The organism is Agrobacterium tumefaciens (assembly GCF_009649785.1).
In the GTDB taxonomy this organism is placed as follows: Bacteria; Pseudomonadota; Alphaproteobacteria; order Rhizobiales; family Rhizobiaceae; genus Agrobacterium; species Agrobacterium tumefaciens.
Genome location: NZ_WJOK01000003.1, coordinates 81,358 through 94,119, shown reverse-complemented (window position 1 = coordinate 94,119; position 12,762 = coordinate 81,358). Strand labels below are relative to the sequence as shown.

The 12,762-nt window shown below is 58.1% G+C and carries 10 protein-coding genes; 2 read left to right on the top strand and 8 right to left on the bottom strand.

What is annotated here, in order from left to right:
- Window positions 1-215: 215 nt before the first annotated feature.
- Together GH784_RS04265 and GH784_RS04260 are read left to right on the top strand one after the other, a co-directional pair.
- On the top strand, window positions 216-536 hold the full coding sequence (locus tag GH784_RS04265) for a hypothetical protein (protein WP_236768969.1): 321 nt from the start codon (window positions 216-218) through the stop codon (window positions 534-536).
- Between the two features lie 204 nt (window positions 537-740).
- The gene (locus GH784_RS04260; protein ID WP_013762224.1) at window positions 741-1,259 is read left to right on the top strand and encodes a hypothetical protein; all 519 of its coding nucleotides are present in this window, start codon (window positions 741-743) and stop codon (window positions 1,257-1,259) included.
- A gap of 164 nt (window positions 1,260-1,423) precedes the next feature.
- Here GH784_RS04260 and nadE read toward each other — a convergent pair whose 3' ends face one another.
- From nadE to GH784_RS04220, 8 genes are all read right to left on the bottom strand, one after another.
- Window positions 1,424-2,422 (bottom strand): NAD(+) synthase, encoded by a 999-nt coding sequence (nadE, locus tag GH784_RS04255; RefSeq protein WP_065705748.1) that lies wholly within the window; start codon window positions 2,420-2,422, stop codon window positions 1,424-1,426.
- Window positions 2,419-3,951, bottom strand: coding sequence for a class I adenylate-forming enzyme family protein (locus tag GH784_RS04250; protein ID WP_065705746.1), 1,533 nt, complete (start codon window positions 3,949-3,951; stop codon window positions 2,419-2,421). The genes nadE and GH784_RS04250 overlap by 4 nt, the downstream gene beginning before the upstream one ends.
- Window positions 3,952-3,969: 18 nt before the next feature.
- A complete protein-coding gene (locus GH784_RS04245; RefSeq protein WP_003518245.1) occupies window positions 3,970-4,233 on the bottom strand; it encodes an acyl carrier protein in 264 nt (87 codons plus the stop codon).
- Window positions 4,230-6,182 (bottom strand): asparagine synthase (glutamine-hydrolyzing), encoded by a 1,953-nt coding sequence (gene asnB / locus GH784_RS04240; RefSeq protein WP_065705743.1) that lies wholly within the window; start codon window positions 6,180-6,182, stop codon window positions 4,230-4,232. The genes GH784_RS04245 and asnB overlap by 4 nt, the downstream gene beginning before the upstream one ends.
- On the bottom strand, window positions 6,182-7,084 hold the full coding sequence (locus GH784_RS04235; protein WP_233285234.1) for a hypothetical protein: 903 nt from the start codon (window positions 7,082-7,084) through the stop codon (window positions 6,182-6,184). The genes asnB and GH784_RS04235 overlap by 1 nt, the downstream gene beginning before the upstream one ends.
- A 466-nt stretch (window positions 7,085-7,550) precedes the next feature.
- Window positions 7,551-10,340, bottom strand: a complete 2,790-nt coding sequence (locus tag GH784_RS04230; protein ID WP_019566858.1) for a bifunctional aconitate hydratase 2/2-methylisocitrate dehydratase — start codon at window positions 10,338-10,340, stop codon at window positions 7,551-7,553.
- Between the two features lie 338 nt (window positions 10,341-10,678).
- A complete protein-coding gene (locus tag GH784_RS04225) occupies window positions 10,679-11,236 on the bottom strand; it encodes a fasciclin domain-containing protein (RefSeq protein WP_003518253.1) in 558 nt (185 codons plus the stop codon).
- Window positions 11,237-11,498: 262 nt separating this feature from the next.
- Entirely contained in the window at window positions 11,499-12,755 is a 1,257-nt protein-coding gene (locus GH784_RS04220; RefSeq protein WP_065705830.1) for a Zn-dependent hydrolase, read from the bottom strand.
- Window positions 12,756-12,762: the final 7 nt, after the last annotated feature.

Below are 12,762 nucleotides of genomic sequence, written 5' to 3'. Positions count from 1 at the left end.
GACCGTTTTTTGCCAATCGTCGACGTGTACGGGCGAACTGTGTCGTGTTGACATGGGCGCATCGGGATCATCTCGAACGGTTACCGTTCTGAGCCATCAGTGAATAATCGCTCTGACGACGGCGCAAATCATATTGTCGCAAAAATCGACTAGATGGGCTATCGCCGCCTGTGAAAACGGCCGGACTAGTGCAGCGGAAATATGAGGTTATCGTAGTGACAAGCGACAATGTTCAATATTTTTCGGCAACACTCTATTTTGACGACGGCGCGACCAGAGCCTGGACTACCGGTCTCGAGCATTTCGGCCAAGCGAATTTGCTCTTCGACACGTCGTCGGATAACCAAACGGAGGCTCTTCTTGCCGTATTTGGGCTTGGACATCTCGCCGTCCACGGAAAATGCTTCAAGGCGGGCGAAGCCGTAACCTCATTCGACCTTCTTGCCCGGTTTGAATCCGCCGAAATGGGCGGGCAGCCCATGCTGCAGATTGTCAAACACCAAGCCGGCCAAACTGTATTGAATCGGCCAGGCTAGCAACAACAGAGCATTTTCATTCCCACTATGGAAATGCCGTCTTCCGCCCCGCTTTCCTTGCGGTCGGATGACGAGTTTTGTTCTGGCGAGCTGGGGAAAACGCTTCGCGTATATCGACAGGGCGTGAATTATGGTGCTCCAAGGAATGGCAAAGCCTGACGCAATCTCTTCAAACGCACGACGGGCAAATTCTAAGGGACGCCAATGTTTGCATTCACACCTTTCCTTCGCGGCACCGTCGTAATGTCCGTAGCCATTACTGCGCTTCATGCCGGTAGCGCTTTGGCTGCCGAAATCGATCCCGCATTCTATGATGCGGCCCTGTGCAATCCGCCCTATTCGATGACATCGGCGACCGAAATTTATGATGCCGCCGAAAAACTTGCAAAGGCCGACACATCATCTTTGGGTGCGGCTATCTATAAGCTTCCGAACCAGATCGGCCGCGATGGGTTTGAGAGTGACGAAGTCTTCTTCGCCAATGGTGCAGTCGGTGTTTTGATCAAGGGCCAGCGTGCCGATGCTCTGGCAGCGAAATATGATTTGAAACCGGAAACTTCAGACCTGATGGGTACATCGAGCAAGGGTTATGCCCGGCAGCTTCCGCAGGACCAGCAGCCGCCTGAAGGTCTGGCTGGACCGGGAAAAGTCTCCATTGTGGCGCGCGAAGGTGCGGCACTTGGCGACAAGACCCTGTTGGCGTGCGAATTCGCAGCGGACTGAATGGTGGCGAAGCACTGCCAATCCTAACGGCTTGACTAACAAATGTAATTACCGCCCGCATACCGCTTTCGCAGCTCTTCTGCTGGCGGGCGGCTACATATTCATATCGAGGTTTGTTTCATACGCCAGCCTGATCGCCCAGGCCGGCGCCGCTTGGAACAATCTCAGGATTTCGCCTGAGCGCCCTCATGGAAATGGATAGGGGCGTGGTGCAGATAGTGCGCAACCTTTCGCTTGGCGGCGATATCGGTCCAGACGAACCGGACATTGTCCTCCGTCAACCCGGTCGCCGTGGCGATCTCGGTTGCAGGCACGCCGTGTTCCAGACCGTAGAGGCAGATATCCATCTTGTCGTAAGGAAGCGCGAAATAGAACTCTTCCTGCGTCTGCGGCATGGAATAGGTATCCGTTGTCGGCGGGCGGGAGCGGATTTCCTGCGGGACGCCGAGATGGGCCGCGAGTTGATAGACCTGTGATTTGTAAAGATGGGCGATCGGCTTGATGTCGGCAGCGCCGTCGCCGTTCTTGACGAAGAAGCCCTGGTCGTACTCCAGCCGGTTCGGGGTTCCGAGCACCGCGAAGTTCAGGCGGTCGGCGTGATAATATTCGAACTGCTTGCGCGTGCGCTGCTTCATATTCGTCGCCGCAACGATGCCGAGATAGGCTTTTGCGGAGAGACGAACCTTGCGCGTTTCGCCCGATGGCGAACGGACGACCAGCGAGGAAATATTATAGGCGCCGGTGCTCATGGCGTTGTCGAAGACGATCTTGGAGGCCCAGCCCGGCCCGTATTCAGGAACAACCTCGCGGATGAAGCCATCGCGCCTTTCATAACAACCCATGGCGGCAAGCGAAGGGCCGATATCTTCCAGCACGCAGTCCATACCCAGCTTCGTCGCCAAAGCCTGCCCCAAGCGCAGGCTTTCCGGGTCGGAATCGTTTTCCGGCATGAACAGGCCAATAACATTTGCTGCCCCGAGCGCGTGAACGGCAAGTGCGGCGCAGACGCTGGAATCGATACCGCCGGAAATGCCGAGCACCAGCCCACGCTTGCGCAGGTTGAAACGAAGCGACTGGCGGATTTTTTCGGCGATACGCTCTACCTCCGCCGCCGCATCAAGTTCAAGCGGCGAGAAAGGCAGGCTCTGTGCATTGTTCGTCATCGATTGTTCTCCGTATCTTGAGCAGCGAGGCGGCGACTGACCTTGCCGGTATCCGTCGTCGGCAGGAAATCGCGAAATTCAACCAGTGTTGGCACCATGTGGGTTTCGAGGTGCAGAGCGCAGTAGCGCATGACGTCTTTTGCGGTGATCGCCTCGTCGGATGCGATCACGATCGCCTTCACCGCCTGACCGAAAACCTCATGCGCAACGCCGACGACCAATGCGTCCGAGACGCCCGGCATGGCTTGCAGAACGGCCTCGACCGCCTGCGGCGCAACCTTTTCGCCACGCGACTTGATGATATCGTCCTTGCGGGCAACGAAGGTGAGATAACCCTCGGCATCGCAGGTAAACAGGTCGCCGGTGTGAAGACGCGTCCGGCCCGTTGCGGCATCAACGCGCAGCGCGCGCGCTGTGGCAGCCTCGTTGCGCCAATAACCACGCATGACGTGCGGCCCGCTGACCACGAGTTCGCCGACCTCTGCGGGCAACAGGCTGTCTCCGTCCTCGTTCACCACGGCGATGGCAGTGCCCGGAATGGCGATGCCGACAGAACCGCGTTTCCTGTCGAGGTCTTCCGGCGGCAGAAAGCTGATACGGGTACACTCCGTCTGGCCATACATGCAAAACAGGTGCACATGCGGCAGAAAGGTCCGCAGCCAGTCGCTATGGGTGGGCGATAGGGGTGCAGCGGCAGCGGTGACGTAGCGCAGGCTTTCAAACAGCGCCGGCGGCAGATCGCGCGTCTGCATCATGATGGACAGCATGGTCGGCACCAGCGCGAAGCCCGTTATCCGCTCGTCGCGGATACGCTCGAAAATCAGATGCGGATAGGCGAAGGATTTCTCGATCACCAGCGTGCCGCCGACGAAAACGCTGGAAAGCAGCTGGTTCAGGCCATATCCGAACGAAAGCGGCAATACTCCGAGCAGAATATCTTCCGGCCTATTGCCGAGATAAAAGGTAATCGAACGGACGGCCGCATCCATGTTATCATGTGCCAGCATCACGCCCTTTGGCTCGCCGGTGGAGCCAGATGTATAGATGATTACTGCCAGATCGGTATCGAGCAGGTTTTGCGGCAGCGCGCCTATCGGTTCCTCGAGCATCGCGTCAAAATCGACACTATCGGCCGTTGGGTTCGGCGCGCCGGAAACGATGCGCAACAACGGAGAAGAACCGGCCGCATCCGAAACGACCTTTTCCAGCCGGGCCTCGGCAACCACGGCAAAGGGCGTACAACTGTCCAGAATTTGCGAAAGGCGTGCGGCCTTGGACGATGGGTTGATAGGGCAGGCAACAGCGCCCGCCATCCAGCAACCGAAAACCGCAACCGCCATGCGCCAGCCATTGTCCAGCACAAGAACGACACGGTCTCCCGGGTTTGCGCCTCGCGCTATCAGAGCAGTGGCGAAAGCCTCGCTCATCGTCTTGAGTTCGCCGTAACTCAGGCGCGTCTCACCGGCCACCAGCGCCGTCTTGCCGGCATGGCGCTCCGCACTTCGATGCAGGTAGTGGTCGATACGCAATTGGCGCTTCCCGAAATTTCAGGCGGTCTGCTTGCGACCGATGAAGGCGGCGATGTTGTCGATCGTATCGAGATTGGCCGGTACGATATCGCCGTCGGCAACGCGGACGCCATAGCGTTCCTCGATGAAGCTCACCAATTCGAGAATTCCCGTGGAATCGACCATGTCATTGTCGATCAACGAAAGATCATCGCCAAACGGCCGGCTTTCGTCACCGAACAGAAAGTTTTCGATGATGAAACCGCGAATTTCGGCTTTCATGCCGGTGCTTTCATTGGTCATTTGGAGCTTCCTTCGATTTTTTGCGATGACATTGTGGAATTATGGGTCGTGGCAGCGTGCAGAAGCTGGGTCGAGAGTATGCCGACGAAGGCGGCGTTGTCGCGAAAGCCGGTCGCCTGTTTTTGCCGCACCTTTGTCGTCAGCTTTTCCACCGCCTGGGCATGGAACAGGCCGGTGGTCCTCACTTGACCGGTGGAAAGTACGGTTTCGAGATAGCCGGCATCCGCGAAGGCTTCTGCGTCGGGCGCGCGATAGGGCTGCTTGGGTCGGTTTAATATTGAATCGGGCACCAGCTCGGCTGCCGCCTGTTTGAGGATATATTTTTCCTTCAGACCGCGCAGTTTCGCCTCGGGATGGAGCGCTGCGGCAAAGTCCACCACACGGGGATCGAGGAACGGAAACCGGCCTTCCACTCCATTTGCCATCATGACCCGGTCTCCCTGACTGGACAGAATATAGCCGGGCAAGAGAAATGCTGTCTCGAGGTACTGCGCCTGATGAAGCGGATGCCAGCGGCGGAAATCCTCCGGCAACTGCGCGGCAAGATCGGCCGCAGCGTCGTAGTCGCCAAGCTGCGCTTTCAATTCCGCTGAAAAGAAGATTTTCGCCGCCGCCGTCGAGCGCAAGCGCGGCCGATGGGAAAACAGCGGCTCGTCGGTGGCTTCTGCGCCGAAGGAGAAGAAGCGTGCCAGATAATCCGGCGTCTGCTGTTTCAGCCCCGGAAGGTAGGGATAAAGCCGCTGGAACAGTTTCGGCCGGCGAGCCGATTGCGGCTGGCGGCTGCAAAAGCGCCGTACCCGCGCTTCGCGGAAAATATCGTAGCCAGCGAACAGCTCATCAGCACCTTCACCGGTCAGCACCACCTTCATGCCCCGTTCGCGCACATGCCGGGAAAGCAGGTAAAGCGGCACCGGTGCTGTGCGAAGAATGGGCGTCTGCACGTGCTCCATGACCTCAGGCATGTATTGCGCTATGTCCGCAGTTGAGCACTCCGTGGTTTCGGATGCGACGCCAAGATGCTGGCTCATTGTTTTCTGCCAGATACTTTCGTCGTGCTCCGCACTTTCGAAGGCCAGCGAAAATGTGCGCAGGCCTCGGCTAACGCTTTGCGCAGCCAGGGCAGAAACGAGGGAGGAATCGAGCCCGCCGGACAGATAGGAGCCGACAGGCACATCGGCGCGAAGCCTGATCCGCGTTGCGTCGGCCAGAAGCGCCGTCAGCTCTTCCACCTGCGCGCCAAGGCTTGCCGGCGGTGCTGCGTCCTTGCCGTCAGGATAGGAAAGCTGCCACCAGCGCCGTACCGTGGACGCGCCATCGCGCAGGATCATCAGATGACCGGGCGGCAATTCGTGAATGCCGCGAAAGGCGGTGCGCGGCGGCAACGGGAACCAGAAGGTGAATATCTGATCCAGCGCTACCGGATCGATCTCGGCCGTCATTCCCGGCAACGCCAGAAGGGCCCCGATCTCGGATGCGAAATAAAACGTACCTTCATGCCACGTATAATAAAGCGGCCGGACACCCATCCGGTCACGCGCAAGCACCAGCGTGTCGTTGCGGGCGTCGTGCAGGGCGAAGGCAAAATCGCCGTTGAATTCGTTGAGGCAATCCAGCCCCTTGTCTCGATAGTCATGCAGGATGACTTCGGTGTCGGAGTGGGTGCGGAAATGGTGGCCGCGTGCGGACAGCGTTTCGCGCAGTTCGACGTGATTGAAGATTTCGCCGTTGAAGGAAATGGCAAGATCGTCTTCGACGGTGCGCATCGGCTGCGCGCCATCGGCAATGCCCACAATCGCCAGCCGTGCGTGGGCAAGGCCGACATCGCCGCGCAGCAGGGCTCCATGCGCATCTGGACCACGATGCTTAAGACGCGACGCCATCAGCGCAAGGCGCTCGTTTGCGCGCTCGGCCGGCATGTCGTGTCGATAAAATCCGGCAATTCCGCACATTACTCGACCGCCTGACCAAAGCTGTCACCGATGAGGCGCGTCCAGCTTTCACCGCAAAAGCCGTTGAAAAATGCCGTCCCATCCGTCGCTGCCTTGAGGAGGTCCGCATTGCGCGAATGCACGATGGTGGATGACGCATGCAGAAACGTGCATTTCTTGCCGAGCATCGCCCGCAGCAGTGCCGGCTGGGTGCGACCTCTGATGGCCGCGAGACCACGATCATAGGCATTGCGGATCAGCCGGTCGATCACGATCTGCTCCTGCCCGGGTACGGCCATGATCTGCAGCGTCCGGCCGATGCCCGTTGGATTGCCGTGGTAAAGAAAAAGCCCCACCGCTCTACCGCCGCGGGCCCTCACAATCCGCTGGACTGGTTCGCCGTGCAGACGTTTGCGTTTGGCGTGTTGGAGCATGTGCAACAGGCTTTCCTCGGTCCAAACGGGATGGAGCGGAAAGTGGCCGACGAGTTCCCGTGCCAGACGCGCGAATTCGGTATCGCTCGCGTCGTCGTCGGTAAAGCTGTCCACCTTGTCCGGATGTGATGCGTAATAGGATAATGCTCGCCCATGGCCACGCGCCGAAATGGTGCGGTCGATGATCTTGCTGAACGGCGTCAGCGCGCGGAAAGTGCTGGAGAAACGATCAGCGGCTATTTCCAGCCCGAATGAAGCCGGGCGTAAAATCCGCAGCCAATCGAGACTGTAGGAGGCGAGCAGCTGGCCGCGCATCGTCTTCCACATATCGGCGGAAACGTCGTTGATCGTCTCCCCAAATGTCAGCTCCTGAGGTCCACCCAAAACTTCGCGCAGCAAACGCGCTCCGGCAAAGGGATCGGTCTCACGGTCTTCAGCGACAAAGGAAGAGCAGACAGCGGCCTGTATGTTCCGGCCATTAAGTTCCATTGCCACGGGCAAAACACCCAGAAATCCAGACACGCGCCCATCGTCGCGCACATAGACCTTGGAGTGAATATCCGGATTTATGTTTGAATTTTCGAGAAAGACGGCGCGCAAATATGAGGTCAGATCATCTGTCGCGGCCCCATCTTTCTTCCGCAAAAAACGGTGAAACATGTCAGCCACGGACACGAGATCGTCCGCAATAAATGAGCGTATTTCAGACATACTCGCCGCTTCTTGCCGGATAGATATTTAATCGAAAGTAATTATCATTCCTATTCTGCCGCAGGCGTATTAATCAGAAGTTATGTGCCGGCGTTTTTTCGCGTGATTGTGGCGTTTTGCCAATAATTTGACGGGTAATTTCAACCCTAGAGCGCGTCCGGTTTCAACTAAATTCGGTGGACGCGCTCTATATCTTTGGTTTCAAACGTTTTTCCGGACGTAAAGTTCTACGCCCGGAAATACTTTAGTATTGGACAGACAGGGAATCGATTGGCGCAGCTTTCGGCGGTGCGAACTTGGTCAGATCGATACCTACCACGGCGGCCTTGTATTCCTCAGCGCTCGGTGTGCGGCCAAGGATTGCCGACAGTACCACGACAGGGGTCGAGGCCAGCAGCGATTCACCCTTCTTCTCGGCAGTGTCCTCAACAACGCGGCCCTGGAAGAGACGGGTCGAGGTTGCCAGAACAGTATCACCCTTCTCCGCCTTCTCCTGGTTGCCCATGCAAAGGTTGCAGCCCGGGCGCTCCAGATAGAGGATGTTCTCGTATTCCGTCCGGTTGGCAGTCTTCGGCTTGAGATCATCGAACTCGAAGCCGGAATACTTCTGCAGGATTTCCCAATCCCCTTCCGCCTTCAGCTCGTCGATGATGTTATAGGTCGGTGCCGCGACCACGAGCGGCGCCTTGAACTCGACCTTGCCTTCGGCCTTCTCGATGTTCTTCAGCATCTGGGCGACGATCTTTATGTCGCCCTTATGCACCATGCACGAACCGACGAAGCCCAGATCGACCTTCTTGGTGCCGCCGTAATAGGACACCGGACGGATCGTGTCATGGGTGTAGCGCCGGGAGACATCGGTGTTGTTGACGTCGGGGTCGGCGATCATCGGTTCGTCGATCACGTCCAGATCCACGACGACTTCAGCGAAATATTTCGCATTGTCGTCAGGGGCCAGAGCGGGCTTTTCGCCCGAGCGGATTTCGGCAATACGCTGATCTGCCTTGGCGATCAGGCCCTTCAGTGTCTGGGCGGCATTATCCATGCCCTTGTCGATCATGATCTGGATACGCGACTTGGCGATTTCCAGCGACTCGATCAGCGTCTCGTCTTCAGAGATACAGATCGACGCCTTGGCCTTCATCTCGGCCGTCCAGTCGGTAAAGGTGAAGGCCTGGTCAGCGAGCAGCGTGCCGATATGGACTTCGATGATGCGGCCCTGGAAAACGTTGTCGCCATGCTGCTTCAGCATCTGCGCCTGCGTCGCATGGACAACATCGCGGAAGTCCATATGCGGCTGCATCTTGCCCTTAAAGGTGACCTTGACGGATTGCGGGATCGGCATGGTCGCCTCGCCCGTCGCCAGTGCCAGCGCCACAGTGCCCGAGTCGGCACCGAAGGCCACGCCCTTGGACATGCGGGTGTGGCTGTCGCCGCCGATGATGATCGCCCAGTCGTCCACGGTGATGTCGTTCAGCACCTTGTGGATCACGTCCGTCATCGAATGATAGACGCCCTTGGGGTCGCGGGCAGTGATGACGCCGAAGTTGTTCATGAAGGACATGAGCTTCGGAATGTTCGCCTGCGCCTTCTTGTCCCAGACGGAGGCCGTGTGGCAACCCGACTGGTACGCACCATCCACCAGCGGCGAAATGACGGTTGCCGCCATCGCCTCAAGTTCCTGCGCCGTCATCAGACCGGTCGTGTCCTGCGAGCCGACGATGTTGACCTTCACGCGCACGTCGGAGCCGGCATGCAGCACCTTGCCGGGCGTGACGCCAACGGCGTTGCGGTTGAAGATCTTCTCCACGGCGGTGAGGCCCTGGCCTTCGATGGAAATTTCCTTGTTGGGCGCAAAGACCGGGGTGGCCTCGACGCCAAGCGTTTCAGCCGCAAACGTCTGGAGCTTCTTGCCGAAGACGATGGCATAGGAGCTGCCCGCCTTCATGAATTCCATCTTCTGCGGTGTGAAGGAGGATGAGAGATCGACCAGTTCCGTGCCGTTCTCGTCACGAAGCTTGTAGTTCTTGGCGTCGATCTTCAAAACGGTGCCGGTCTCAACCGAATATTTCTGCTCCAGAACCGGATTGCCGTCATTGTTGAGGATGGGCTTGCCGTCTTCGCCGAGTTTCTTCACCCAGTTCTTCAGGTTGATGCCGATGCCGCCCGTGACGTCGACAGTGGTGGCGAAGATCGGCGAAATGCCGTTGGTGCCGGCAACGATCGGGGCGAAGTTGACGAAGGGCACATAGGGGCTGGCCTGCTTGCCGGTCCACAGCGCCACGTTGTTGACGCCCGACATGCGCGACGAGCCGACGCCCATCGTGCCCTTTTCGGCGATCATCATCACCCGCTTGTCGGGATGCTGCTTCTGTAGCGCGACGATTTCCGCCTGCGCTTCCGGCGTGATCATACACTGGCCGTGCAGCTGCCGGTCGGAGCGCGAATGCGCCTGGTTGCCAGGGGACAGAAGATCGGTAGAGATATCGCCTTCGGCGGCGATGAAGGTCACGACCTTGATCTCATCCTCGACATCGGGGAGCTTGGTAAAGAACTCAGCCTTGGCATAGCTCTCAAGAACGCCCTTCGCGACGGTATTGCCCGCCTTGAACGCATCACGCAGCCGGAACATGTCGGCGTCATAGAGGAACACCTGCGTCTTCAGCACTTCGCCTGCCTGCTGGGCAAGCCCGGCATCATCGCCAAGGGCGATGTCGAGCAGCGCTTCGATGGAGGGGCCACCCTTCATATGCGACAGCAGTTCAAGGGCGAAAGTGGGCGTGATCTCCGGAACGACAGTTTCGCCCAGAATGATCTGCTTCAGAAAGGCCGCCTTGACGCCGGCAGCGCTCGTGGTGCCTGGCAAGGTGTTGTAAATGAAGAATTTGAGGGCATCCGCGCGATATTCGCTACCGGTATCCCTGATCAAGGCAATGATTTCGCCGGTTAATCCGCCATCGTCGATCGGCTTGGGAGCGAGCCCTTGAGTTTTTCTGCTTTCGATCTCAGCCAGGTAATCCAAGTAAAGGTTCATCGCAATCCCAACGTCATGAGGTGTATGGCGCCGAAACGCAGCGCCACGAAACACTATTGTTAATCGGCCCAGGGTCCTATCGATTTCGAGTACGTCAACCAGGGCCGGAAGGCAAGATAGCGCACTCTGTTTCTGTTTTCGATAACGGAACAGGAGAACATGCGGGCAGGCATACCGTCTGCCGTCGTGCCCCCAGGGATGCGCCCGGCATTCCTCCCCGCGGCCTGCCGTACGCGATGCCGGCAAACCATTGCGTCACCGATAGAAGCAACGTCGAGCACAAAAAAATCCGGCCACCGAGGAGGTGGCCGGATCAGGCATGCAGAAGATAAGAGCAATCACATCTTCGGAAGCAGAACCTTGTCGATGACATGAATGACGCCGTTCGACTGCTTGACATCGGCGATCGTCACATGCGCAACACCACCCGCTTCGTCGGTCAGGGTGATTTTGCCCATGCTTTCCTTCGCCTTGAGGATGCAGCCGCCGACCGTCTTCACATCATGGGTGCCGTTGTCATCCTTGATCATCTTCTCGATGGCGCTGGACATGGCATCGGCCGCCACGACATGACAGGTCAGGATCTTGGTCAGCTGCGCCTTGTTTTCCGGCTTAAGCAGAGTTTCGACTGTACCCTTCGGCAATTTGGCAAAGGCCTCATTGGTCGGAGCAAAGACCGTGAACGGCCCCTTGCCCTGTAGGGTTTCTACGAGACCGGCAGCCTTGACGGCGGCGACCAGCGTGGTGTGATCCTTCGAGTTGACGGCATTCTCGATGATGTTCTTGTTTTCGTACATTGCTGCACCGCCGACCTTTGGATTTTCAGCAAAGGCACCCGAAGCAAGAGTCGAGATTGCCGTCGCAAGGGCGAGCGTACGGATTGCGGACTTGAACATTGAATATTCCTCTTCCCTAATCGCCTCGGCGCGGAAGCGCGCCTCTGAAGGCCTATCGTTCCCGTCTCGGGGAACAGCACAAGTGACGAGAGCGACAGGAGGAAAGTTTCAAGCAAAAGGCAGTTTCATACGATCACTTGCTACAGCGCTGATTCATCTCGGCTTTTTCTCAGCCGAATTACACTCGCGATCGGCCAGCGCGCAGTGATCTGCAAACGGAGCAACCCTAACAAGGGGCGAAAGCTCCCCGCAAACATTCGATTTACAACGCTGCAGTCGGCGCTAGCAGCTGGAGAAGCGAAGCCAAGAGCATGTTGCCACCCGCAATACTATGCTCCTGCTCCACATATTCAGCCTCATTGTGACTGAGACCATCCCGGCAGGGCACGAAAATCATGGCCGATGGCGCGACGCGGTTCATAAAAAGCGCATCGTGGAATGCGCCGGAGAGCATTCTCTTTGTTGCAAAGTCCCGCTCTTGTGCGGCCTGATCCAATACGGCAAGTAATTCATCCGGAAAACTTGCCGGCGGCATGTCGAAAATCTGCGAAATAGTCGCCGAGCAGCCTGTGTCCGCCGCTGCCTGCTGGATAGCCATGCGGATTGTCTGCTCCATGACGCCGATTGTTGTCGGCGAAGGGTGTCTAAAATCGATCGTGAAGCGCACCGTTGCCGGGATCGCGTTCACCGCGCCGGGTTCAAGGACCATTCGGCCAATCGTGAAGCGCGCGGCCGGATCGGCTGGCATGATGTCGCGATAGAGTTCAGCAAGCGCGTTGACCGTGGCTTGCATGGGGTCGTGCCGATATTGCAGCGCCGTTGTTCCAGCGTGGGCGGTCTGCCCTTCGATAATCACCTCCAGCCAGCGCGTTCCCTGTATGCCGGTGACGATGCCGATCGGTAAGCCCTCTTTTTCCAATGAAGGGCCTTGCTCGATATGGACCTCGAGATAAGCGAAAACCGGCGTGCCCAGAGGCCGCATCACGGCAACCGGGAGACTTTCCAGCGTGGCGGAGAGTTCATCTGCGAAAAGCGCACCGTCAGTCGCGCGCATGGTCTCCCAGGCGCTTGGAATTGAACCGGCGGCAAAAGCCATGGAGCCCATGCAGCCCGGCGCGAAGCGGCAGCCCTCTTCATTCGTGAACGACACGACCTCCACCGGCCGCTCGGTTTCCACCCCGCAATCTTCGAGTGTTTCCAGAACCTCAAAAGCTGCGAGCGTGCCGAGCGCACCGTCAAAACGACCGCCTGCAGGCTGACTGTCGAGATGACTTCCGATAAGCAGCGGCGACAGATCCGGGTTACGCCCCTCGCGGCGAATGAACAGATTGGCAATCGGGTCCTGAAAGACTTTGAAGCCGCGCTGCAGCGCTAGCTCCGTCAGCAATTGCCGCGCCTGCCGGTCGAGGTCGGTCAAGGCCTGGCGGTTTACGCCACCCTTTGCCGTCGCGCCTATTTGCGCAAACCGGTCGAGTCGATCGATAAGTCGCTGCCCGTTGATCGAAAGAGTTTGCGTCATCATCATT

Excerpts from the sequence above, each read along its gene's own strand:
- GH784_RS04260 (WP_013762224.1), top strand. The coding sequence starts at position 741 with ATGTTTGCATTCACACCTTTCCTTCGCGGCACCGTCGTAATGTCCGTA.
- nadE (WP_065705748.1), bottom strand. The coding sequence starts at position 2,422 with ATGACGAACAATGCACAGAGCCTGCCTTTCTCGCCGCTTGAACTTGAT.
- GH784_RS04245 (WP_003518245.1), bottom strand. The coding sequence starts at position 4,233 with ATGACCAATGAAAGCACCGGCATGAAAGCCGAAATTCGCGGTTTCATC.
- asnB (WP_065705743.1), bottom strand. The coding sequence starts at position 6,182 with ATGTGCGGAATTGCCGGATTTTATCGACACGACATGCCGGCCGAGCGC.
- GH784_RS04235 (WP_233285234.1), bottom strand. The coding sequence starts at position 7,084 with ATGGAACTTAATGGCCGGAACATACAGGCCGCTGTCTGCTCTTCCTTT.
- GH784_RS04230 (WP_019566858.1), bottom strand. The coding sequence starts at position 10,340 with ATGAACCTTTACTTGGATTACCTGGCTGAGATCGAAAGCAGAAAAACT.
- GH784_RS04225 (WP_003518253.1), bottom strand. The coding sequence starts at position 11,236 with ATGTTCAAGTCCGCAATCCGTACGCTCGCCCTTGCGACGGCAATCTCG.
- GH784_RS04220 (WP_065705830.1), bottom strand. The coding sequence starts at position 12,755 with ATGACGCAAACTCTTTCGATCAACGGGCAGCGACTTATCGATCGACTC.